The sequence below is a fragment of the Thermosediminibacter oceani DSM 16646 genome (genome assembly GCF_000144645.1).
Taxonomy (GTDB): Bacteria; Bacillota; Thermosediminibacteria; order Thermosediminibacterales; family Thermosediminibacteraceae; genus Thermosediminibacter; species Thermosediminibacter oceani.
Map to the genome: position 1 here is coordinate 433,307 of NC_014377.1, position 24,131 is coordinate 457,437.

Genomic DNA, 24,131 nt, shown 5'->3' on the forward strand with positions numbered 1-24,131 from the left:
TTTTTATTGGGAGGGATATGAATGCCGAAGAAAGCAATTGCGACCATTCTGATAGTTATTTTACTTGTTGGGATTTTTCCACCGTCATTCGTATACCAGTCCAAGGTCTATGGGGCAACAATCAGCGACCCTAAAGACATAAACCCACCTGCGGGGGCTCAGTTAAAGGTTGGTAATAGCACTGATTGGTATTCTGCGGGCTTTTGGAAAATATATGTAGACGGTGAACTAACCGGAGACGACCTGTGTGTTGTCGACGATCTGAAACTGTCACGTACAGGTAATTTATGGAATATGCTCCACAAGAACACCATAAACGCATGGCTTGACGCATTTACTCCAGTTCCCAGCCCCACTGGGTATTACTCCGGTGCAACATTTTCCAAAAAATTAGGAAGTTATGATCCATATTATATTAAAACAATAACTTATGGCGGCAAATCATCTCAGAGGCTTCATATAAGAGAAGCTGGTAAGATAGCAGGTGTAGCCAGCATAACATACGATGAAAATAAAAAGGAGGTCTATGTCCAGACAACGCAATTTCCCACCGGCGGCATTTCCTTTCCATCGGGGGTCAAAGAAGGCGACAATATTACCTTTCAACTGCGGGGTACGGCCTATGCTAATATTGACACTAAAAAAATCAGTTATGAATTTTACATAGACGGGAAAAAAGCCGCCTCAAATACACTGTCCAAGACTACCTTCAACGACTCCGTAACCAAGACTCTGACCGCCGGGACCCACAGCCTGGTGTTAAAGGTAACCGACGGTGTAGGCAGGACGACGACATATACAAAATCCATCACGGTCCAGCCTGGATCTCCACCCCCGCCACCTCCTGGCAACATCAATGCTGATCTTAAGATGACTCTTAATCCGCCAAAATTGAAGACTGGCACAACGGGGGATATAAACGTCTCACTCGACGCCAGCGGGTGCACTTCCACCGGCAGCGGGCCTTTTGCATATCGCTGGTGGGTAAAGCTGAACGGAACGTATATTACGCCTTCCGATGGCGTCAACCCTGGCGACGGAAGCCCATACTTCTCAATTGTGGCCAAAAAAGCAAAGCCCGGCGACGTAATATGGGCTAAGGTCAAAGTACACGATTATTCACTCAACAAATCCAGCGAGGCGGAGACGCAAAGGACTGTTCTGGAAGAAGGTGTGGAACCTCCGGAAGAACCGGAACCCGAGCCCGACCCCGGGCCGACCAACACCCCACCTGTTGCTAGGTTCTCGATGCCATCGAAAACCGGCCAGGGTACGACCGTAAACGTCACGAACAGGTCTTATGACCTGGACGGCGAGATAGTGGACGTCGAATGGGACGTTTCTCCTTCTTCCGGCGTTGATGAAAATCTGGGCTTTGACGGAGGTACGATAACCTTTGACCGAACGGGGACTTACGATGTTACCCTTACCGTCTGGGACGACTTCGGTGACAGTGACAGCACAACGAAGACCATCGAAGTTACGAACGAGCCGCCTGAAGCAGTCATATCGGCTCCAGTTGAGGTTATTCAGGGCGACGATGTGGTAATACGCTCCAATTCCTACGATCCGGACGGCGAGATATCCACCCATCGGTGGTCAATATTGCCTTCAGAAGGAGTAATGGGGACGCTGGACGGCGAAAAGTCTACAATATGGTTTGACAAAACGGGAGAATACACTATTAGCCTTACCGTCGAGGACGAATTCGGCCTTGAGGATACAACCCAGAAAACAATCACCGTGAAACCCGCAATTCCGGTAGCATACTTCGATTATTCTGGAACCCTGAAAGAAAACCGCAAAATAGTGCTTGACGCCTCCGGCAGCCGCACTTCCGAACGCTATCCGATGGTGTGGGAAGCCACCGAGTGGCAGATCATACCGCCAGCCGGAGGGTCGGAGTCGGACATAAAAATAGTTTCGTCGCCCGACATGAAGACCAGGACGGTGCTGTTCAAGAAGGCCGGAGATTATACCGTTCGAGTAAGGGTGAAAAACAGCGCCGGCCATTATTCCGAATGGTACGAAAAAGTCCTCACCATATATCCCGACTTGCCACCGATTGCCGACTTCTACGTATATAAGACGGTCTTGCGGAACCCCGACGATGAAAACTACGCCAGCATCCAGCTTTTTGACATAAGCTATTCCTCCGATGGGGATACAATAAATTCGCGGATATGGCGCTATAAATACGACAGCGACAATGATGGGAGTTTCGACGATGAAAGCTGGGTTGTCCTCGACGATGGGAACAACCTGTCACCAATATTAAAGACAAAAAACGTAGGGAAATATCTTTTTGAATTGAGTGTAAAGGAAGGATTCGGAGAAGAAACCATACCAGAATTCATATCACCGTCAGACTATAGAACCGCCGACACCTCGGATAAGCCGATAAACGATAAGGTATGCGAATTAATAAACCTTCGGCCCGTGGTTGACTTCGAGGTATTGAAGAAAGTTAAAGCTGATGTGGTATTTACCATAGGGCAAGCAGGTCAAAAAACTCAAGATTTAGATAGTAAGATTAATCAATATATTAAACCAAAACTAGCAGCCAAAAATATCGATGCCCAGATTTCATCAATACAAACACGAATCATTGACTCAAAGACGAATTTCACATGGGAGAAATACGACCATGGCAAGGGTAAAGTAATCGGAAACGATATATATTTCTACGGCTACACTCAAAGAGGTTATTCGGACTTCTGGTATAGCGACGATCAGACACCTGGTAAAAAAACTTTTACTTTTGTTCTTAATGAAAATCAGGTTTATTATCATTCTTTCTATGGTGGAGGTTTTATTTTCGGGGCAAAAAAATATACCGATGGTACCTTTGAAGGATATGTCCTTCTATTTGACCAATCTACCGCCAGCATCAAAAGAATTCCACGAGTGAGCATGAGCCAGTATAGCAATACTGATGGTGACTTTGGGTATGTGCATCTTATAGGTGTTCCAAAGCAAAAAGGAGTACACAATATTAAAGTTGAAATAGACGGTATCAAAGTAAAGGTCTGGGATAACAATAATTTGATTATTGACTATACCTTACCTCAAAAAATAGGCGAAGGCTTTGGTATAGTGGCAGACCATAATTCACATGACTGCGACGAAACCTCCACCTTTATATTTGGTAACCTGGTAATGAACTTTGAAAACGGCAAATCTCTCGACGAAGCCCTTAAAACTACCACCTGGAGGGACAACTCCATCCGGTTCCTGGTCAATATTAGCGACATAGAGCTTCCAGAACTCAACGACCCCATTAAACTGGGTGACATATTATCCAGGACGCTCTCCGCCGATGCGTATTTCGTGGGTCTCGGGACGGATACCAACAGGGCTCAGTATCAAACCTTCATTGCCAGGAACGACGGAAAAGGTACGTTCTTCTACAACACAAACATGGATACGGCATTAAACCAGACCGCAGACTACATTATCAGCGTGATCGAGTCAATACCTAAGCTCCTGGAGCAGTATGTACTCCTCGGCGAAGAAGTTACCTACAACACTTATTACAGCGATCCCGAAACCGACCCGAAATATCAGGAGCGCTGGATATACCAGCACGACCCGAACTATTTCGAAAACAGCCTCGGCCTTGCGCCTTTTAGCGGCCAGTATCTTTCCGGCCCAGTAACTGTCTTCGATAAAGTCGGTAAATACGAGGTCCAATTCCAGGCCCGTGACAACCCGAAGGCCGACAACCGCTTCGACAACTACCGTCTCTGGAGCTACATGCCGCTTAATAAATTGGTGCTTTATGTCCACAGAAAGCCGGTTGCCTCATTCACGGCAAACTTAACCCCGGTCGGAACCGCATCACAGACGATTATCGAAGATTTCGAGGATACAAATTATGAGTTTAGTTTTTCCGGTAATTGGGGCAGGAGCACAGCTCAGAGGTATGCAGGGCAGTACTCATATAAAAGCGCCTCAATAAGCCATAGTTCGACAACCTCGACGCAGTTCACTTTTACTATACCGTCGGGCGCGACAAACGCAAAGATTAGTTTTTATTACCTCGTAAGATCCGAAGCTAACTATGATTTTTTCAACTTCTATATAAACGGGAACAGGCTTATCCATGATTCAGGTTACGGTAGCTGGAAATATTTTTCTTACCCGTTATCTCCCGGAACATATACGTTTAAATTCGAATATACGAAAGACGGATCCGTAAACAGATACGATGACGCTGCTTATGTAGATAATATCACTGTTCAGCATGATGGGGTTATAACCTCATACAACGTCCAGCTTAGCTCGACCTCTTACGATCTGGACCATCAGTCGGAGCCGGGGAAAGGTATCACCCAGGAAGAATGGAAGTGGAAAGAGGTTACAGCCACATCCTGGAATTCCGGTAAACCGTCAACCCTGGGCGTAAACAAGACTTATATCGTATGGCTCAGGGTTAAGGACAAGGAAGAGGCCTGGAGCGATCCTTACGTCTCGGTGCTTTCAACGATGCAGGTAAATCTTGCCCCAATAGCAATGTTCACGGTCGACCCGAATACGCAGGTAGTAAACAAAACTATCTCCATATCGGACATGAGCTACGACCCAAACGGTGACCCCATCGCAGAATGGTCATGGCGCGTCCAGAAACCTGACGGGACGTGGATAAATTACGGCAGCACGCCGCCGACTAACATACCTTCGCTGGGGGTTGGGACGTATACGATAGAGCTTAAAGTCCGGGACAATCCGCAATTCGGGACGACTTTGTGGTCTGAACCGTATACCCAGCAGGTAACGGTTATAGCGGACAACAACAAGCCGGTGGCGAGGTTTACCATCAGCCCCAACCCCGTAGTAGCCGACGAGCCTTACACCATAAGCGACACCAGCTACGACCCCGACGGCGATCCCATCGTGGCCAGAGAGTGGAAAGTGCAGAAGCCAGACGGAACCTGGGTAACGATAAACCAGTGGAAGCCTACCTTCGGCGACGACGGAACATATAAGATACAATTAAGAGTTTTGGATGATCCAAGCCGTCGACATCCGGCATTAACGCCGATGTGGTCCGACCCATACGTTGTGACTGTGCAGGTCCAGGGGCGTTTAATCGTAATCGGCGATTCCAATAAGACCACATACAAAGCCGGAGAAGCCATGATACTCTATGCCAGGACCGAAGGAAAAGCTTACCGGGTGGAGGCCAGGATGTGGTATCCAAAGAATGAATTCAGTTCCTCGAACGTTACAACCTTGGTACCGGATACTCCCCTGACTTCACCTCCGCAGGACGTGATGACCTGGCATACGAAACACACAAAGGCAGAAGGAAGAGACGTTGTTGTAATTATCCCCAAAAACATGCCCGACGGAAACTACCAGGTAGTATTCACCGCCTATAAGCAGTTAGCCGGCGGCGGGACGAAGACGGCGACGGACACCATCACGGTGAGGGTAAAGGGCACGATATACGACCATTCGAAATCGCAGATCATCGGCCCGCGGTTCTGACATTAAATGGCGAGCCTCTGGTGGGCTCCATGCGGGGTCAAAATTTTGGGCACCTCCGCTTAACGGGCTTACGCCCCGGCGGAAGTGCCCTCTTACAAAAGCGGTATAAAAATAACAACAACCCCGGCCTCCGGCCGGGTAAATTATCGCCTCACGGCCTTTGCTATTATAACATCCCGGCCTTGAGCTCCGGCAAGGGGTCCGCTTCGCCGCGGTGAGCATAAACGGCCTCCGCCCCGCCTTTGGCGGGTCCCCTCCAATTATCCCTCCCCGCGCCCCTTGCCTCCGCCTGGCCGGGACCTTCTTTGGTAGCCAAGCCGTGAGGCGGCTCCCGGCAGGGACGGAGTCGGGAGTGCCGGGCAATGAAAGGAGGTGAAAACAAAAAAGCCGGTGTTGTCCGGCTCTGCAAAACTTTGGTATAATTAAAATTGTTAAGGCAAGTGGTTAAATACCCCTCCCTTGTTCGAGAGGTCGAAGGGTTCGAAGCCTGACGGCCTCACTTAGAGGTGCCGGTGTTTGGCGGTGTGGAATCTCACACCGCAAGGGAGGGGGTGATGCGATATGCAATATATACTCACCATTGCAAAATCGCTGCTGAAAATTGAGTTCGAAATTGAAATAAAAATAATCATAAAAAAGAAAGTAGCTTAGAGAAAGCTACTATACCCTAACTGACTCGCTAGTATTTTCCACACTTGCCTCATCGGCACCTCATTTATATTATACCTCTTTTAATTCGTATTTATCAATAGTTTTTTAAAAAGACTATCGTTAGGTACGGTTCGTGGAAAGGTGTCTTTCCGCCCAAAATTAAAATTTGGACGGAAAAATTAACGAATAGAACAGATATTCGCCATTGTTAAACCCTTGATATTCTTAGCATATCCATAAATCATGATATAAAAGAATAAGTTATACAAGCACTCGTAATGCGCAGGTCGTGGGTTCGAATCCCACCATCAGCTCCAGAGAACATAAAGCTTCCGGGATTTTTCCCGGAAGCTTTTTTGGTTAGGTTCTGTCGGTATCTGGTATATAAAAAGTATCCTTCAAAACCTCGGCCCAACATCGAGCCTCTAACCGGCTCCATGCAGGGTCTGATTTAAGGGCACCTCCGCTTAACGGGCTTACGCCCTGGCGGAAGTGCCCCTGTTGTAAAAGCTAGAAAGACCTGGGGTCACTGGACCCATAAAGCCAGCAGGTATAACATTGGCCTTATTTAATCATTCATCTGAAAAAATCACTCTACGATACATAGGAATTTCTCAGGCTCCTATGATGAATTGTATAGCTAAGTGTAGTTTTAAAAATAATATATACTGGAAGTTTAACTCGGACAGTGCTTGAAGAATTATATTCTATACTGTATTATAGTATTGAAGGTTCTCCGATGCTAGCAACATCGGAGAACCTGGTAGGTAGTATACCCAACTAATGATAAATACACAGGATACTTTCAGACTGCTTTTAGGCAGCTTTTTTTTCTGTCTTTATGTTCGTGTTCGTGACCATAATCGTGAGTGAGATAACATCTAAAATTAGCTGAAGCAAGAGGATAACTTCTGTTATTGTCATCTTTACCACCCCCTTTGCTGCGTTTTTGCCAGGGTATAACTACCTGCCTTTTTTATTATAGCATCCTCTTTTTTTATAATAGAAAACGATTCAAAAAAAAATCAAGTTTTAGGATAGACAAAATTTAAAAATTCATCCTTTGAAAGTTTTGCAAGAACCTGGGCAATTGTTACTGCATCTACTTAGTTCAGATTAGCTTTTATTAGGGCTTCCGTATTATAGAACGTATCGCTTAAGAACTGTGATAATCCCACACCTACACCAAGGTCGGATAAGCAAACAAACTACCCTAAACTATATTGCCTAAGGATTAGAGTGATTCAACTCCGGCTCTTTATTCTGATTTCATAGCAATTGCCCATATCTTTTATGCTTTTTATCTTGGCCAGCTGAGACCCTCGTGTTATAGTATACTCTTTCAAATTTAACCTTCTATAAATTATTAACGAAAAATGAGTTGGAAAGTTTATCTTTTATCATACTACCTTCTAAATTTTTAGTAATAATATCTAAATCTCCATATATCAGCTTTCATTATCAATTTCTTTACTTTCAATCCGTCAATTGATGAAAAGCAAGGCTTAAACGTAATTATCGGAGTAAATAATTTTCCATTCCACGGAAAGGGGTATCGTCAGGCACGGTTCGCCTCCACCAAGATTACCCCTTTCCGTTTCGAATTTAATATTTATTTTTAGAGAAGTATCTATCCTATCGGGATGGATTATTATTTTATCTACAAAGGTCTCAATTATTTTCCTTTTAGCCTTAGGATTATCACTTAAAGGGGATTCCTTACAGTGCTTTAAATAGTTTATTATTTTTTCGCTATCCAGCCAGCTATATTTAGCTGCTTTTAGTTCGGCCAGTCTATTATCACATTGAATCATGGGAGCGATCAGAGAAGAATATAAAGAATTCATAGAGGTGGCCAACAGACTTATGAAAACAATAAATAGAACCGTAAGAAAGAAAAAGACCCCAGTTTTTGCTTATCAAGACCTAAATTTTAAAGAGCTTTAAAAGATAAAGGAGATCACATATTAGTCATGTATATATAATATGTGTTCTCCTTTATCTTTTATTAAACTAAAGATCCCCGTTAGTTGCACAATCAGAGAATTATGTGGGTAATTGAGCCACCAATCCAAGCGAATATAACTCCCAATAATACTGATGTTGAAATATAAATTACTGCATTTCTTGTATCTTTTTTTTGCAACATTAGAATAGTTTCATATCCGAAGGTTGAAAAGGTTGTATATGCTCCAAGAAAACCAGTACAAAAGAGAAGCCATAAACCTTCAGAAATTGCATTATTAAAATGTAAAACGGCAAGAATACCCAGAATGAAAGAACCACTTATGTTTATTATCCAAGTCCCGAAAGGAAAGGCAGACGATGCCTTGCTTGTTATCCATTTCCCAAGCACAAACCTTGAAATTGCCCCAATTATGCCTCCAACACCGACTAAGAACATTACTCTAACTCTCCTTCCATTCCCCCAGATGGTTGAACAGTCAATGTCGCCAATTTAAAGCCAGTAATGGCTAATCCAATACCACCAAGAATACTCAATAGAACATAAATTAAAGCCATTACAAGATGGTTACTCTTTATAAGATTCAGTGTTTCAACTGAAAAAGTTGAAAATGTAGTAAAAGCCCCAGTAAATCCTGTGCCTATGGCTAATTTTAGTGTCGGATTGATATGCCACCGTTTTTCAGTGATGGTATAAAACCAAGCAAGAAAGAAACACCCCAATAGGTTAATGGTTAATGTGCCAAGCGGAAAACTATTCGTTACTGGAATCCACATTCCAACCAAATAACGCATGATAGCCCCAAAGAAACCTCCAACTCCTACTGCAAATACATCCACATCAATACCCCCCTAACTTAATTTTCCTCTAAAAATAACCAGACTCCTACCAGCAACAAGAGATCGCTGGTAGGAGTCATTAGTCGCACGGACGGTTAGGGCGAACTCCATCGCCTATTTGATTACGAATTATTATATAGAAAATATGGTACAAAGTCAATTCTCTATTTCAATTAAACTGTCCTTTAGTTAAACAAGGAAGGGTATACGATGTCATGCCTAATAGTTTATAATTTTTTATAAATTTCTGCGTAAGCTACTTTTAATTGTTCTCGTAATTGCTTGTTATCGTCTTCTAACTTTATCTCCACATACCAGCTTTCATTATCAAGTTCTTTACTTTCAATCCGCCAATTGATTGGGTGAATAAGCAAGGATTAAACGTAATTACCGGAGTAAATAATTTTCCATTCCACGGAAAGGGGTATTGTCAGGCACGGTTTGCCTCCATCATAAAATCAAACTTTGCGAACATAAGCCTGGAGGAGACGTTTTCATCTTCCGGGCTTTTAGTTTTTTCTGATTATGTACAAAGCAGGATTTTGGCAAAATATATCAAAAATGCACAATAAGGCGAAATCTGATTAAAGCCCATATAGTGAGATTGTTCTATTATGGTGCTTCTATGTTGCTTATTTGCAGGAAAAAAAAACCCTCCCTTTTTCGAGAGGCTTAAGGGTTCAATGCCTAAAAGCCTCACCAGGAGGTGCCGGTGTTTGGCGGTGTGGAATTTTACCACACTGCAAGGGAGGGGGTGAGGGGATATGATACGGGCTATAAACGCCGTTCTATCGTTGTTAGGTCTGGAAATTGAAATCGAAGTTAAAATTAAGATAAAGAAAAAGTAGCTCAAACGGCTACTTAAAGAATTTAAATTCGTGCTAAACTTTTCCACACTTGCCTCATCGGCACCTCACTAATATTATAACTCCTTTAATTTATATTTATCAATACCTTTTTATCAATATCTTCGCGATAAATCTATCCCGCCGGGGATAGATTTTATTTTTTTGTTAATGCAAATTAACGTCCTATGTCCCGGATTAGGCTGTTTGTACCGGAATAACCCTAAAAATTTTTCGGGAAACTACTTTTGGAGGTGTTTTTATGAGGATAACGGCAGTAATCCCGAGGCAGGATCAGGTGGGTGCTCTGGTGGACTCTTTAGAAAATATGGGTTTTAGGAGAAAAGATATGATCATTACCGATATGGTAAAGTCAGAGAGTAAGTTTGAAGAAGATCCCGACGAGATCATCGATATAAAAACCGAGCGGGAAGGGCTTGGGGAAAAAGAGCCTTATACGAATGCTTTTTCGGACAGAATTAAATACGGTATTCTGGTCAGCGTGGAAGTTCCGGAAAAAAACGCCGCCCGGGTCATGGAGATTATGGAACAAAACGGAGCGGTGGAGATTATAAAAGAATAAATAAAGCGACAACCCGGCTTGCCGCCGGGTAGTTTTGCCTCCATGCAGGGACGATGCGGCGCTCCCGGCAATGCCACTTTTTTAAAGGAGGTCAAGAACTATGTATACTACTGAAACAAAAATTATAAATGTTTGGCGGATCGATATCAAGCCCGATATTCAAAGAGAGGTTGACCCGGTAAAGCTGTGCCTTAATGAAGGGATTATCGGAATCGGCTGGCGCGTATACGGCAGGCCGACTTCCAAGGAAGACTATTGGGAAAAGGCAAAAGCAATATATGCTAAAGATGCGGACTGGGTACGTGCGGCAACGCCCTTCCTTTTTCAGATGAAAGAAGGTGACCTGGTGTGGATAAGGGATTTAATGGGAATTTATTACCTCGGAAGAATTGAAGGCGATTGGGAATACCGGGATGAACCCGTATATATGCAGGCTGATATCGTAAATGTGCGCAAATGTAAATTATTCAAAGTCGGTGCTAATGTCCCCGGTGGAGTGAGCAACAGTTTTCGTACTAGAGGTACGGTCCAGGGAATTAATGACCAAACGGTAAATCTATTTTCACGCTTTGTTTATAATAAGTTAGCAGGACAAGAAATCTACGATACAAAACACGAAATTTATGGGAAAAGAGATATTTTTAGTTTTCTTACCGAAACCGATTTAGAGGATATAGTAGCCCTTTTCCTGCAACATGAAGGGTATTTGCTTATTCCAAGCTCGCTATCAAGCCGAAATGACATACCCTTTTATGAGCTTCAGCTTATTCACAGGTCGACCGGAGAGCTGGCTTTTGTACAAGTTAAAAGTGCAAATATCGTATTAAATCCCGATTACTACGCACGCTTTCCGCATAAAATATTCCTGTTCAGTCCCGCCGGTTACAGTACCCCCTCCAATCCCTATGAGCATGTAATAACTTTAAAGAGGGATGATATTGAAAAATTCATCTTTAATTTTAAGCATATAATGCCTGCTCATGTGCGCCTTTGGTTGGAGTATATAGAGGAGGTAAAATAAATAGCCGGCCGGGACTGGCTGGCTATGTAAGAATTTATTATACCGAGGACGCCGGGCAATCAAATGAGCTGAAAACAAAAAAGCCGTTGTTGTTCGGCTCCGTAAATATTTGATATAATTAACTTATTAAGGCAAGTGGGACACTCGTATCATCGAAACTTCACTAATATTTTAACTCTTTTAATTTGAATTTATCCCAAAGAATATTTTCTTACACGGAAAGAGGTATCGTTAAGCACGGTTCGCCTTTATCAAAAGCCAGCCTTTTTAAAAAATTAAGATGGGAGAGGAGATCCTGTGGGAGCAAAATGCATTATGATTCAGGGTACCGGCTCATCCGTCGGTAAAAGCAGAATTGTAACTGGGCTTTGCCGAATCTTAAAAGAGGATGGGTTCAAGGTAGCACCGTTTAAAGCTCAAAACATGGCTTTAAATTCTTACATCACGCGGGAAGGCCTGGAAATAGGCAGGGCTCAGGCTACCCAGGCGGAAGCATGCGGTCTTGAGCCATCGGTTCTCATGAACCCGGTATTGCTCAAACCTACTTCCGATAAGAACTGCCAGGTTATCATCCGGGGCAAAGTTTACGGCAATTTATCAGCAATGGATTACCATGAGTTCAAAGCCAAGTTAAAAAAGGTAGTGACAGAAACTTACGAAGAATTGAAGAGTCAGTATGATGTTATCGTCATAGAAGGAGCCGGGAGTCCGGCGGAGATAAATTTGAGGGAAAATGACCTTGTAAACATGGGTATGGCGGAGATAGCCGATGCACCCGTTGTTCTGGTGGGTGACATAGATAAAGGCGGAGTCTTTGCTTCCCTTTACGGCACCATAATGATTCTTGAGGAAAAAGAAAGGGAAAGGATAAAAGGCGTTATTATAAATAAATTCCGGGGGGATATAAAGCTTCTAGAACCGGGAATCAAAATGCTGGAAGATTTGATAAAAAGGCCCGTTCTGGGAGTCGTCCCCTTCGATCATTCCTACATCGATGAGGAAGATAACCCCGGTTTTGAGATGTACAGGTTGAAACTCAAAGGGTCTCGTGAAGGTGTTGTGATAAAAATCCTTCTGCTGCCGCATATATCAAACTTTACGGATTTCGTTCCGCTTTCCAATTTTGAAAATGCATCTATCGAATATGTAAGGCCGGGTCAGAGCATAGGTGACGCGGATGCGGTTATAATACCCGGCACAAAAAACACCATAGGCGACTTTATAAAAGTCAGAGAATGGGGATGGGATGGAGAAATAAAAGAATTGGCAAAAAAAGGAACGGTAATAATGGGCATTTGCGGCGGTTTCCAAATGTTAGGAAAATTGATAAAGGACCCTCACGGCGTGGAAGGGGATATCAGGGAAATTGAGGGCATCGGACTATTAGACGTGGAAACCGAACTTTTGGGAGAAAAAGTTACAAAAAAAGCCGCGGGGCACGTGCTGGAACATGAAAAAGGGCTTGCCGCATATCTTTCAAATTCTCCCTTTGAAGGGTATGAAATACATATGGGGAGGACGTTAAACAGGGGGGGAAGTAACTTTTCCATGATAAAAAGAAAAGGGGAAGATGAACACCTCCCCGACGGTGCCGTGGATGAAACGGGCAATATCATAGGAACTTACGTCCACGGAATATTTGAAAGCGGAGAGTTTACGAAAAGGTTTATGAACTATTTATGCGAAAGAAAAGGATTGAAACAAGCCGGAGGAAATATAGATTTCAGAAGATTTAAAGAAGAACAATTCAATAACTGGGCCAAAATTTTAAGGCAATGCCTCAATATGGATGAAATCTATAGAATAATAGGTTTATAAACTGTTATACTCAACAACGGCATGAGAGACCTCAAGCCCTTTCCTCGCAGCAGTTGAATGCGGGCAAGGGGAAGGCTGTATGGGATCTCTCTTTCTTTTTCTAATGGGAAAAGTTATACGACCATGATTTTAAGCTGACATATTAGTGCACCGGAGTGGAAGCGCCGGTATCGACTTTTTTGGTGTTCGGTGGCACCGGCCGGGGCAGGCGGAGCAGGACGAGTGCACCGAGCCCGGCAAGAGCAGACATAGCGGCACCGGTGAAAAACACCGGGGACCAACCGCTCAACTGGGCTACAAGAGCTGCCACGTAGCTTCCTACGATGCCGCCCACACCTTTGGCGCTGTACATGAAACCGTAGTTGGTTGCAGCGTACTTGGTGCCGAAGATGTCAGCGTTCACCGCCGGGAAGAGGGCATAGAGTTCACCCCATGTGAACATGATCAGCGCAAAAAGGAAGACAAACATGGCCGGGCTTTGCCCCAGGAACGGCACCAGCGCCATTGCAACGCCGTTTAAGGTAAAGGCCAGGAACATGGTTTGATAGCGGCCGAGTTTATCGGAGACTGAACCCCAGAAGATACGTCCGGCTCCATTGGCCACGGTGTTGACGGTGGCGGCTAGGACGATAATCCCCGCGGGGATGCCGGCATCCTGTCCGAAAGGTTTGGTCTGGGCGGTGACTACCATACCCCCGGTAACGATGAATAGGAACATTATGTAAATTAACCAGAAGTGCAAAGTCCTGAACATCTCCAGGGTCGTAAACTGGTGCTGTTCCGTGCTCGTATCCGCTTTGGCGCCGCTGGCTGGCTTTTTCGGAGGTACACGCATCAACTGGGCTGCAATAAAGATTAAAATACCCTGAATAATCCCCGTGGTCACGAACGCTGATGCGTAACCCTGGTTGCGGAGTGCCATGGCGATGAAAGGTATAAAAAGCGCCGCCCCTGAACCGAAGGCTGCCGATACGAGGCCGGAGGCTAAACCGCGCCGCGAAGGCTCGAACCAGCGCACTCCTGCAGCTACGGCGCCGCTGTAAATGAAAGCCGCTCCGATGCCAGCCAGGCTGTAGGCCACATACAGTGCAGACAGCGTCTTAACAATGCCCATCGCCGTCCAGCCGATTCCTACCATGAGCGCGGCTATGGTGAGGAGTAAACGGGGACTGTAGCGATCGATGAAGTAACCGGCTATGGGCTGCCCCCAGCTTTCAAGGGCGATAAAAAGGGAAAATGCCAGCTGCACAGCCGCGCGGGAGGCGTTAAACCCCTTCTCCAGCTCGGGAACAAAGAGCGTCCATGCGTACTGCAAATTGGCAATCATGATCATACCGATCATAGCCAGGATAAGCTGCGTCCACGTGTTCCAGATGAACGAACCATAAACCCCTTTCCGATCTGAGGTTTGCGGTGTTGACGTAGTCATCAAAAGCACCTCCCTGTTAGTGATTATTAATAATTAATAAAATTATGAAAATTTTAGCTGGCCTTTTGAAATGATGGACTACCTGGTCCTGACAAGGACATCTGCCCCAGGCTAAAAAGCCTGGGGCAGGTAGAGAACGGGAACGTGCGGCGACCTACCGGGATTTACGGTTATTTTGCTTTCGGGGTTACTACGGGGACGGTCAGGCCGACCTCCGCACAGCGCGCGTCAATGAAGGCCTGCATTTTTTCAATGTGTTCTGGCTTCAGGTGCTTGAACCGGCCCTGCAGGCGCATGTATTCGCTGACGGGTTTGCGCTTTTCAATCTTAACCGAAAGTTTGTACTCGCCGTTTTCGTATTCATAGAGCTGGAACATGCCGGTCTCAACGGCCAGTTTCGCCATTTCAATTGTCTTGTTGGCAGGGAACTGCCAGCCTTTCGGGCAGGGTGCATGAATATGCAGGTAAGCCGGTCCTTTTTGGTTCAGGCCTTTCCGAACCTTATTCATGAGGTCAACGGGCCAGCCGATCGATGCAGTTGCCACATACTTTAACTCTGGATGTCCGTGGGCGACGACCTTGGGATTGTCTTTGGGGAACAGTTTCTTGCCTTCCGGAACCACCGGGCCAGGCGGGGTGAAGGTTGTCGCCGCACCGTAAGGCGTAGTGGGTGAGGTCTGGATGCCGGTATTGGCGTAAGATTCATTGTCGTAACAGATGAAGAGCACGTCGTGGCCGCGGTAGAGCATACCGGAAAGCGCCTGAAGTCCGATATCAACCGCACCGCCGTCGCCGGCCATAACAATGATGTTGGGAAACTCGGCGTCGGTCTTTTTCTTGCGGATCAGTGCTTTATAAGCCGCCTCGATACCCGAGGCTACCGCTCCGCCGTTGGTTATCTGGGCATGGATCCATGGCACCCGCCAGGGACCGCACCCGTAGCTCGTATTGGCCACATACATGCAGCCGGTCGGGCCTACGAATATTGTGTTGGGTCCGGCGGCTTTGGCTACCAGCCGGTAGCATAGAGCCGGGCCGCAACCGGCGCAGGTCCGGTGTCCGGGAAGGTAATATTCTTCCTCCGGTGCTTTACGCAATGAAGTAATGGGTTCAAGCATTTTTTCCCCTCCTTCCAAGCAGCCTCTATAACTCAAAGGGCAGCCAGTAGGCTGTTTTTTCTACTTTACCGGTCTTTGCAATCTCCTTGAGTTTTTGGAACATCCGGTAAAACTCATCGTGGGTAATTACTTCGCCGCCCAAACCGGCAACGAATCCGACGGTTTTGACTTTGTCTCCAAAGTCGTACAGAGCCGTGCGCACCTCGGACAGGAGTACGCCGCCACCGCCGGAAATTCCGAAGTTGCTGGAGTTGTCGAGGACACCCACGGCTTTGAAGCGGGACAGGCGCTCTTTCACCTGCTCGGTCGGGAAGGGCCTGAATGTGCGCAGGCGGACGGCGCCTACTTTTTCCCCTAAATTGCGCAGGCGCTTTACTACAGCTTTGACCGTCTCCATGTGGGCTCCTTGTCCAAAGATGACCACTTCAGCGTCTCCCGTATAGTATTCTTCCATGTAAGGGTCGTAGCGGCGGCCAAAGATCCGGGCAAAATCGTCGCAGGCTTCTTCCAGGACCTTAAAGACGTTTTTCATGACCTGATACCGCTGGTACTGCAACGGCGGTCCCATTGCCGGTTCGATCTGAGGACCTATGATTTGCGGCTTGCGGGGATCGAGCACATGATGGTTCTTGTACGGCGGTAGAAATTCTTTAACCTGCTCCGGCTCCGGTATGTCTACCGGTCCCAGAATGTGGCTTACGAAGTAACCGTCAAGGCATGCAAACTGCGGCAGCAGCACGCGGGGGTCTTCGCCGACCCGGTAAAAGATTAGGGTATTATCGAGAGCCTCCTGGGGTGTAGAAGCCCAACCCTGAATCCATCCCTGATCCCGGCAGCATTCTGCATCGGTATGCTCGGAGCCAAAGTCACCGGGCGGGTCCAGGGTGCGGTCGGCAATCGCCATCTGAACCGGCAGGCGCTCGCCGGAAATGGGGGAGTAAACCTCAAAAGCGTAGGTTACGCCTACTCCCGAACTACCGGTAAAGACACGCGCGCCGGCGGCGGAGGCTCCGTACACCACGCTCAGCTGGGCGTGCTCGCCTTCACCGTGTACAAACTCGGCGTCAAGTTCGCCATCGGCAACCATCCGGGCCAGTTCGGACATTATTCCCGTATACGGCCGGATTGGATAGGAGCAGATTACGTCGACATCGGCCAGGCGGACACCGTTGGCCACTGCAACGCAACCGGAAATATTCTTTACTTTACCCATATTCTTCACCTCCAGAACCGCTAGTCTTCGAAATCTAGCTCCGGCACCTCGGTTATAGCCCCTGTCGGGCAGACAGCAGCACACAGGCCGCAGCCTTTGCAGTATTTCAGGTTAAAGAGCGGTCCGTCTTCTCCTTTTTTAATGCAGGTATCCGGGCAGTAGATCCAGCAGGTCCAGCACTGGGTACACGCTTCGGTGTTCAGTATCGGCCGCTTCATGCGCCAGTTACCGGTTACCATGCCTTCGTTTTCTTCCTGTGGTGAAGGAACGGTGCCGGCAAAAGGCATCTGTTTGAGGAGTTCTTTAGCCGTCGTTTGGCTTTCCCTTGCAACAGGCCGTACCTCGAGCTTTCTCACCTGAACCTCTTCGTAGCCGCGGCGCATCGCCGCCGGGTTCTTTACTACCTGGGCTAGGTTTTCTACATCGACAATGCCGGTGACCCGGGCTACGGCTCCGGCAATGGGAGCGGCGATTCCGGCGCCAATACCTGTGGCATCGGTGGCGCCCTCGGATCCGGACAGGGTCACGACGGCTTCAGCCATGCTGCTGGCGTCTACAGTTGCTATCTGACCCAGATTCCCTGTATCACCCAGGAACTTCAGGATGCTGTCGATGCTGCGTTTGGTATTGACAACAAGGGTAGCGCCGGGTTTGATACCCTTAAGCACCGGCACGCCTTTTACAAGAGTTTCCTCCAGGACTACCACAATATCTGGGGCTTCATTTTCGTACACGTACCTGCTGGCTATAGGGTCACTGCTGATACGTGCGTACGCCCGAACGGGCACGTTGATGCGGTCAGGTAGGTCCACGTAATTCTCCCAGGCCTGGACGTACTTGCCTTCCTTCGCTGCAGCCTCGGTGAGGGCCACCACGACGTCACGGGCGTCCTTGTTCATGATAACGCCCCTGGACCAGACGGTGACCTGTTTTAAATTGGGTTCAAGAAAAAGTTCATTGGAAGACAACTTGCGTTCCTCCTCTCCTCATGGATTTATGCTAAATACGACTGAACCGGTATAATATTATGTTTTATCAGTCTTTTCTAAAATAAATTTATGATGCAATTATCAAATTTATAACCAGAATTATTTATTTTTGGCATTTGGTTATGCCGTATCTTGCTCCGGCCGTTTTGGTTACCCTTTTACCGGGATCAAGTCCCGTTTTTTACGCACTTCCTCCAATGCCCGTTCCAGGTGCTGTCTCCGGATGGCTCCGCTTTCCTTTGACGCATCACTTCGGGATGCAAATTCTGCTGCTGCCATGAAAGCTGCCCGCCGGCAGACTGCTTCGATTTCGGCTCCGGTGAGGCCTTCCGACTGCAGGGCCAAAAGCTCCAGGTCCACATCCGCAGCCAAGGGCCGGGCGCCCAGGTGGATGCCAAAAATAGCCTGCCGATCAGACTCATCGGGGTAGGGAAACTCCAGTACCTCGTCGAAACGCCCCGGGCGCAGCAGAGCGGGGTCGATAAGATCAATCCGGTTCGTAGCCCCTATGACCACCACCTCGCGCATTTCTTCGAGAGCATCGAACTCCAGCAGAAACTGGGACACCAGGCGGCCGGCTGTTTCCTCGCCGCCGCGGCGCACCGGGACGAGGGCGTCCAGTTCATCGAAAAATAACAGGCACGGCGAAGCTTGGCGAGCCTTGCGAAAAACTTCGTGGAGGATTTTTTCCGCCTGACCCCGCCAGCGGGAAAAGAGGAGGGAACCGTTTACGGGTATAAAGTTTATGCCGCTTTCTCCGGCCAGGGCCCGCACCATTAAAGTCTTGCCGGTACCCGGGGGGCCGTATAGAAGGATGCCTTTGGGCGGTCGTAACCCGAACTGTTTGAATAGCTCGGGGTGGGTCAAAGGCCACTGGACCAGTGCCTGCAGGCGCTCTTTAATTGCCGTCATACCTCCTATATCTTCCCAGCGGGCTGTGGGAAGTTCGGCGGCAAATTCCCGGGTCGCCGAAGGTTCTACTTCGTCCAAGGCACTGATAAAGTCGCGCATGGTCACTTTAAGGTCCAGTTCGACAGGAGGAGGAAAACCGGGTGGTAAATTTTCCAGCACCCGCTGCAGGGCGTGCATGCCCGCCTCCCTGCACAGAGCGGCCAGGTCTGCACCGACAAACCCGTGGGTGATGGCAGCCAGGTATTCCAGAGAAACGTCCTCCGCCAGGGCCATACCGCGGGTATGAATCGCCAGGATCTCCTTCCGGCCGCGTTGGTCGGGCACATCGATAAGGATCTCCCGATCAAACCGGCCGGGACGGCGCAACGCCGGATCGATCAAATCCGGCACATTGGTAGCCGCCAGCACGATGACATTACCGCGCGCTTCCAGGCCATCCATCAGTGCCAGAAGCTGGGCAACCACGCGCTTTTCCACATCCCCGTATACTTCGGTGCGCCGGGGAGCTATGGCATCGATCTCGTCCAGGAAAATAATGCTGGGCGCCTTTTTCTTCGCTTCATCAAACACCTGGCGCAGGCGCGCTTCGCTCTCCCCGTAGTACTTATGCATTATTTCTGGACCATTGACCAGTAAAAAGTGGGCTTCCGTCTCGGAAGCTATGGCGCGGGCGATCAGCGTCTTGCCGGTGCCGGGGGGGCCGTACAGTAGAATTCCCTTGGGAGCCTCGATACCTAGCCGGTTGAAAAGCTGCGGATACTTCAGCGGGAGCTCGACAATCTCGCGAATTTTTTTGACCTCTTTTGCAAGGCCCCCGATATCCTCATAGGTTACACCCCCTCTGCTGCTGTCGGTATTATCCGCACCTTTAAAGCGCACGATCGTATCGCGCGTAATAACAACAGCGCCCTGCGGGGCCGTGCCCTCCACCATGAAAGCTTCATCGCCACCGCTGAACTGTGAAATCGTTATCTGATCGCCTACAATCACGACCCGACCCAGGATGCTTTTTTTGAGGAAAGCACTCCCCTTCTCCGCACCCTGCCATACCGGCAAAAGAGGTGAAAGGACCACGGCTTTAGCCCGCTCACACTCAATCGGGGTCACTACAACGATTTCTCCGATACCGGCGGCAGCGTTTTGCCTTACGATCCCGTCCATCTGAATACAGCCGGCGGGGCAACTCTCGGGAAAACCGGGAAGTACCCGGGCAACAGTGGTGCGCTTTCCCGTTATCGCTACCACATCGTTGGGGTTTAATTCCAGGGCCTTCAAAGCCTCGGCTGGTATCCGAACTATCCCTTTACGTGCGTCCTGGATTTCCGCCTCACAAACTCTAAACTGGAGGGACTTTTCTGCACTCATTTGCCATATCACCCCATGTGCTATACTATCGGGACTAACTGATCTTACGGTAAAGTCCGCATCATCGTTCCTCATGATGCGGTACGTTCGAGGTAGTCCTCTTTACATATATGAACGAATTATAGAATTTATGAAAAATATTTATACTGGCGCAGGCATTCCGGTATGTCATGGTTAGTAAAATATGCTGACAGCCGGCCACAAAAGCCTTATTAAATACCGAAAATTAGTTGCAATATGCAACAATTTCATGATACAATTGTAATAGGGAGGTGACCGAATGGAAGATAGGGGCAGCCATTATTTGAGGGAATTGATAAGGATGCTGGTAAGAAACCTGGGCGTGCTGGAAAAGAGCGAGGCTTCCTGCTGCGGCACAACCCTTTCTCAATGCCATACGATCGTTGAGATAGGGAGGGCGGGGGAAATATCGCTTAACGAACTGGCGGAATTGCTCAACCTGGATAACAGTACCATCAGCAGGAGCGTGAACAACCTGGTGAAGCAGGGCCTCGTCGTGAGGGAAACGGACCCGGAGGATAGAAGATACGTGAGGATAAGACTGACAAAAGAGGGTTACGGCGTCTATGAGGCTGTAGAAAGCAGCATGGAAGCTTATTTTGAAAGGATTTTCACTACCATACCGGAAGAAAAGCGGGAGCAGGTTCTCGAGAGCCTCCAGATCTTAATAGACGCCGTCCGAAAAAATAAATGCTGTTAAAGAAAGGAGAGTATCCCCTAAAATTGAGGCCGGCCTTCCCGGTGCGGAAAGCCGGCCTCATCCTAATTTACCTTCCAGGGAAATCAGTGCTGCTCCAAGCGCCCCGATGATCTGGGGCTCGGGTGGGATGATGAGTTTTTCACCCAGCTTGCTTTCGATGGCATGAACCACTCCCCAATTTTTTGCAACGCCCCCCGTCATCATGTATTTTCCTTTTCTCCCAATTCTTTCGACCAGGGAAACTGCTTTTGATGCAACGGCTTTGTTGAGGGCGTATATTATATCCCTTTGATCCTTATTTTGAGCAATGAGGGATATTACTTCCGATTCTGCAAATACGGTGCACATACTGGTGATTGTAATATTTTCTTTTACTTCCTTATGCACTTTTGCCATTTCGTCTATTGGAACACCTAAAGTCCTTGCCATTACTTCCAGAAACCGGCCTGTCCCGGCTGAACACTTATCGTTCATTACAAAATCAACGACATTGCCGCTGTCATCGAGCCTTATCACCTTGCTGTCCTGGCCGCCTATATCTATAACGGTTCTGATCGCGTTGTCTATAAAAAATGCACCTTTGCCGTGACAGGTAATTTCGGTCACGATTCTATCGGCAAAGGGGATGCTTACTCTTCCGTATCCCGTCGCAACTATTGATGCGATATCCTTTTTACTTAGCCCTGCGTTGTTTAAAGCTATCTCAAAAGCTTTAGAAGCGCTTTCCACAGCCCTGGGGCCTGTGGGAATAATGGAATACGATATTATATTTTTATTTTCGTCAATTATGACCGCATTTGTCGAAGTGGAACCGCTGTCGATTCCTGCAAAATAGCCTTTTTGGGCTCCTTTTTTTTCAACTTTTTTAATGCCGGTTGATTCTAAAAACGCGTCCACCCTCGTTAAAATCTGCCCGCTGTTGGAATCGGTATAGTCGGTTTCAATTTTCAAGAGGGGAATATCTACTTTGTTCTTAAGTTCGGCGTACTCGTAGGAATAAAAATCGCAGAACTTTATGGTGTTGTATATTATTCCCTTGAATTCTTTATTGGTAAGCTTACTCCGGTCCTCTGCCATTCTCATGCATGGTGTTAAATCGAGCAGCGATTCTGCGTAGCCTTTTAATAAATTATCTTTTGCTTCAATATTAAACATTCTTTCTTCACCCGTACACGTATAATTTATTATATTTGCTTTAGAGGAATTTTTAATTTTTTCCACGACATCATCTTTCAGCCTCGCGCCTAATATGGCGATACTTTCGGAGGGTTGCTTTTTCTTTGAAGAAGATTTGCCTTCTAAAATTTTCAATAAGTTTTCTTCAACAAAAGTCCTGTTTTTAAATTCTTTATACACATCGATAAATTTAGTTATTTCATTATAAAAAAGATCCACTGCAAGAGAGTCTTTTTTCCTCGGCAGGTCCAGCATATAAATAAATTTTACTCTATCTTTTAATACGTCGTAAAGCCTCCGCATGCTGTCACAGCAGCTGGTTAATACGACCTCTTCGATATTATTTTCAATAATATTTTCCAGCACTCCCTTTGCGAAACTGCAAATATTCGAATGAATAAGGGCTTCAGCGCGTTCATAAGACTTGCACGCTGAATCAAGCCTCACCGGTTCTTCTCCAAGGGCTTCGATTATTTCTACGGGTGTGTATTTACAAACGTATCCTATCAATCTTCGACCCCCCTGAAGAGCTTTACTAAAGCATTTCGAGAAAAGCCTCAAGCCTCGTCCTGTTCTGCCCTTCCTGATTATTCCTTTTATCTACACAGTCGCCATCTAGGTAAAGGAACGGGATACCCATTTCCGAGGCAAGATTTTTAATTATAAATGTTCCGCCTATGGACTGTTTGCAGCCCAGGTGGCAGAACTGTATGATGCCGTCGGGTTTTGTCTTTTCTATCAGTTCCCTGATTCTCGTCACTTTTCGATTTATTTCGCCGTTAAAAGAGGTTAAAACAAGCTTTTCGGCGATTCCCCTGAATGGTTCATTTTCGTCGATTTCGCCCAGAAAATCGTAGTTTATATCGCTTCCGGCAATGTGAAACTTGTCGCTGAAATTAAAGTAGTCTTTGAAATTTTTCTCAAACATGGGAAGGAGGTGGACGAAAAATATACTTTTTCCCCTTCTTTCGGGAGCTTTTTTTATGTCGTCGATGAGCATTTCGTAAAAATTTAACATCTCCCTGCTTCCGATGAATACGTGGGATGCAAATAGCATGTACATCTCAAAGGTCATGGTAGTTAAAAGAGCTTTTTCTGCCGCATAATTTAAATACTCGTTCATGAGTGCTCTCGTCTTATTTTCTGTTTTTACGACTTCCCTCAGTTTGTCAATATCGAGCCTTCTTTTATATGCTTCTTCAAGCCTTTTTACCATTTCTACAAGCTGGTTTTCCACATAAGCTACGGCTTCTTTAGAATACCTGTAGGGAATATCGATGATGTAAAGGGGAACACCGGTTTTTCTTGAAAGATACCTGAAGGTGGGTATATTTGCATCGCAGATCATGGAAGTAGTGATCATAAATCCGGGTTTTTTAAGAATGTTAAGCTCATTTGCCCCTATGAAAGTTTTATGGTAGCTGCATAAAGTATTTGATATACCCCTTGATTCGGCGGTATCGATAAGGTAATCTTCAATAAAAAAACCCGACATAAAAGAAGAATATGCTTCAACGAATAAGGGCCTTATATCCATGGCTATTAAAAATTCGCAGGGGGAAAAAAGGTTTACCCATGCGGAATTTTGAGGATTTTCCAGTGAATCTTTTATATTTTTTATGCAGCATTTATTCAGGTATTGCAGGGATTTGGGGAGCCTTTTATCTTTGAAAAAGCTCACGTAATAATAAGCAACGGTAAGGCCGAAATTTATCAGTTTATTTACTTTTTCGGATTTTTTCATGTTTCTTTTTATAATATTGCTGTACATCCTTACCGGATCCATTTTTGTCACAACCCCTTACCCCCCTTCCCGTCAAGAAGACTTCCTTTTGGTATATTATTCCTTACCGGTATTGTATCAGAATGACGGATAACAAGCAATGCCTGGATTTCATCCCCCTCCCTTTCGGAAGGGATAAAGCCGGGCAGTTAATGTAATATAAAGAATGAAAGCCGTGCTCTAAAGCACGGCTTTCAGTTTAAAAATTG

16 protein-coding genes, 2 pseudogenes and 1 riboswitch are annotated in these 24,131 nt (G+C 46.6%); of the genes and pseudogenes, 6 read left to right on the top strand and 12 right to left on the bottom strand.

The features are described from left to right. The first annotated feature begins 21 nt into the window (after positions 1–21). The gene (locus TOCE_RS02250) at positions 22–5,493 is read left to right on the top strand and encodes a PKD domain-containing protein (RefSeq protein ID WP_013275268.1); all 5,472 of its coding nucleotides are present in this window, start codon (positions 22–24) and stop codon (positions 5,491–5,493) included. A 166-nt stretch (positions 5,494–5,659) separates the two neighbouring features. Here the strand turns inward: TOCE_RS02250 and TOCE_RS12250 are convergent, their stop codons facing one another. After that, entirely contained in the window at positions 5,660–5,809 is a 150-nt protein-coding gene (locus TOCE_RS12250) for a hypothetical protein (protein WP_187286583.1), read from the bottom strand. Between the two features lie 847 nt (positions 5,810–6,656). Here TOCE_RS12250 and TOCE_RS12850 point away from each other — a divergent pair. Then, positions 6,657–6,788 (top strand): annotated as a pseudogene (locus TOCE_RS12850) (tyrosine-type recombinase/integrase); the annotation flags it as partial. 861 nt (positions 6,789–7,649) lie between these two features. Here the strand turns inward: TOCE_RS12850 and TOCE_RS02255 are convergent. From TOCE_RS02255 to TOCE_RS12855, 4 genes and pseudogenes are all read right to left on the bottom strand, one after another. Continuing rightward, the gene (locus TOCE_RS02255; RefSeq protein ID WP_013275270.1) at positions 7,650–7,991 is read right to left on the bottom strand and encodes a hypothetical protein; all 342 of its coding nucleotides are present in this window, start codon (positions 7,989–7,991) and stop codon (positions 7,650–7,652) included. Between the two features lie 191 nt (positions 7,992–8,182). Next, positions 8,183–8,548, bottom strand: a complete 366-nt coding sequence (gene crcB / locus TOCE_RS02260) for a fluoride efflux transporter CrcB (RefSeq protein WP_013275271.1) — start codon at positions 8,546–8,548, stop codon at positions 8,183–8,185. Continuing rightward, positions 8,548–8,949 carry a fluoride efflux transporter CrcB gene (gene crcB / locus TOCE_RS02265; protein ID WP_013275272.1) on the bottom strand — a complete coding sequence of 134 codons (402 nt, stop codon included), beginning with the start codon at positions 8,947–8,949 and terminating at the stop codon, positions 8,548–8,550. The genes crcB (TOCE_RS02260) and crcB (TOCE_RS02265) overlap by 1 nt, the downstream gene beginning before the upstream one ends. A 63-nt stretch (positions 8,950–9,012) precedes the next feature. Then, positions 9,013–9,073: riboswitch (Fluoride riboswitch) on the bottom strand. A gap of 103 nt (positions 9,074–9,176) precedes the next feature. Next, a pseudogene (locus tag TOCE_RS12855) lies at positions 9,177–9,251 on the bottom strand (DUF6262 family protein); the annotation flags it as partial. Positions 9,252–10,056: 805 nt separating this feature from the next. On the opposite strand from TOCE_RS12855, the gene TOCE_RS02270 reads away from it, so the two are divergent. From TOCE_RS02270 to TOCE_RS02280, 3 genes are all read left to right on the top strand, one after another. Then, positions 10,057–10,377 carry a hypothetical protein gene (locus TOCE_RS02270; protein WP_013275274.1) on the top strand — a complete coding sequence of 107 codons (321 nt, stop codon included), beginning with the start codon at positions 10,057–10,059 and terminating at the stop codon, positions 10,375–10,377. Positions 10,378–10,477: 100 nt separating this feature from the next. Continuing rightward, positions 10,478–11,398 (top strand): PDDEXK family nuclease, encoded by a 921-nt coding sequence (locus TOCE_RS02275; protein ID WP_013275275.1) that lies wholly within the window; start codon positions 10,478–10,480, stop codon positions 11,396–11,398. Positions 11,399–11,713: 315 nt separating this feature from the next. Further along, the gene (locus tag TOCE_RS02280) at positions 11,714–13,216 is read left to right on the top strand and encodes a cobyric acid synthase (RefSeq protein WP_041424008.1); all 1,503 of its coding nucleotides are present in this window, start codon (positions 11,714–11,716) and stop codon (positions 13,214–13,216) included. 142 nt (positions 13,217–13,358) lie between these two features. Here the strand turns inward: TOCE_RS02280 and oxlT are convergent, their stop codons facing one another. The 5 genes from oxlT to TOCE_RS02305 form a co-directional block, all read right to left on the bottom strand. After that, positions 13,359–14,645, bottom strand: a complete 1,287-nt coding sequence (gene oxlT, locus TOCE_RS02285) for an oxalate/formate MFS antiporter (protein WP_013275277.1) — start codon at positions 14,643–14,645, stop codon at positions 13,359–13,361. A gap of 170 nt (positions 14,646–14,815) precedes the next feature. Next, the gene (locus TOCE_RS02290; RefSeq protein ID WP_013275278.1) at positions 14,816–15,763 is read right to left on the bottom strand and encodes an oxalate oxidoreductase subunit beta; all 948 of its coding nucleotides are present in this window, start codon (positions 15,761–15,763) and stop codon (positions 14,816–14,818) included. A 25-nt stretch (positions 15,764–15,788) separates the two neighbouring features. Then, complete coding sequence (locus tag TOCE_RS02295; RefSeq protein WP_013275279.1) at positions 15,789–16,976, bottom strand: oxalate oxidoreductase subunit alpha; 1,188 nt, start codon at positions 16,974–16,976, stop codon at positions 15,789–15,791. A gap of 20 nt (positions 16,977–16,996) precedes the next feature. Beyond that, positions 16,997–17,944 (bottom strand): oxalate oxidoreductase subunit delta, encoded by a 948-nt coding sequence (locus TOCE_RS02300; protein ID WP_013275280.1) that lies wholly within the window; start codon positions 17,942–17,944, stop codon positions 16,997–16,999. Positions 17,945–18,115: 171 nt separating this feature from the next. Then, a complete protein-coding gene (locus tag TOCE_RS02305) occupies positions 18,116–20,242 on the bottom strand; it encodes a CDC48 family AAA ATPase (RefSeq protein WP_148218368.1) in 2,127 nt (708 codons plus the stop codon). A 280-nt stretch (positions 20,243–20,522) separates the two neighbouring features. On the opposite strand from TOCE_RS02305, the gene TOCE_RS02310 reads away from it, so the two are divergent. Continuing rightward, complete coding sequence (locus tag TOCE_RS02310) at positions 20,523–20,963, top strand: MarR family winged helix-turn-helix transcriptional regulator (RefSeq protein WP_013275282.1); 441 nt, start codon at positions 20,523–20,525, stop codon at positions 20,961–20,963. A 57-nt stretch (positions 20,964–21,020) separates the two neighbouring features. Here the strand turns inward: TOCE_RS02310 and TOCE_RS02315 are convergent, their stop codons facing one another. Both TOCE_RS02315 and TOCE_RS02320 read right to left on the bottom strand, forming a co-directional pair. Next, the gene (locus TOCE_RS02315) at positions 21,021–22,649 is read right to left on the bottom strand and encodes an acyl-CoA dehydratase activase (protein ID WP_013275283.1); all 1,629 of its coding nucleotides are present in this window, start codon (positions 22,647–22,649) and stop codon (positions 21,021–21,023) included. A gap of 25 nt (positions 22,650–22,674) precedes the next feature. After that, positions 22,675–23,925: a 2-hydroxyacyl-CoA dehydratase subunit D gene (locus TOCE_RS02320; RefSeq protein WP_041424010.1), complete on the bottom strand. Its 1,251-nt coding sequence runs from the start codon at positions 23,923–23,925 to the stop codon at positions 22,675–22,677. Positions 23,926–24,131: the final 206 nt, after the last annotated feature.

Coding starts and splice junctions, on each gene's coding strand:
- TOCE_RS02250 (WP_013275268.1), top strand. CDS start 22: ATGCCGAAGAAAGCAATTGCGACCATTCTGATAGTTATTTTACTTGTT.
- TOCE_RS02255 (WP_013275270.1), bottom strand. CDS start 7,991: ATGAATTCTTTATATTCTTCTCTGATCGCTCCCATGATTCAATGTGAT.
- crcB (WP_013275271.1), bottom strand. CDS start 8,548: ATGTTCTTAGTCGGTGTTGGAGGCATAATTGGGGCAATTTCAAGGTTT.
- TOCE_RS02270 (WP_013275274.1), top strand. CDS start 10,057: ATGAGGATAACGGCAGTAATCCCGAGGCAGGATCAGGTGGGTGCTCTG.
- TOCE_RS02275 (WP_013275275.1), top strand. CDS start 10,478: ATGTATACTACTGAAACAAAAATTATAAATGTTTGGCGGATCGATATC.
- TOCE_RS02280 (WP_041424008.1), top strand. CDS start 11,714: ATGATTCAGGGTACCGGCTCATCCGTCGGTAAAAGCAGAATTGTAACT.
- oxlT (WP_013275277.1), bottom strand. CDS start 14,645: ATGACTACGTCAACACCGCAAACCTCAGATCGGAAAGGGGTTTATGGT.
- TOCE_RS02290 (WP_013275278.1), bottom strand. CDS start 15,763: ATGCTTGAACCCATTACTTCATTGCGTAAAGCACCGGAGGAAGAATAT.
- TOCE_RS02295 (WP_013275279.1), bottom strand. CDS start 16,976: ATGGGTAAAGTAAAGAATATTTCCGGTTGCGTTGCAGTGGCCAACGGT.
- TOCE_RS02305 (WP_148218368.1), bottom strand. CDS start 20,242: ATGAGTGCAGAAAAGTCCCTCCAGTTTAGAGTTTGTGAGGCGGAAATC.
- TOCE_RS02310 (WP_013275282.1), top strand. CDS start 20,523: ATGGAAGATAGGGGCAGCCATTATTTGAGGGAATTGATAAGGATGCTG.
- TOCE_RS02320 (WP_041424010.1), bottom strand. CDS start 23,925: ATGGATCCGGTAAGGATGTACAGCAATATTATAAAAAGAAACATGAAA.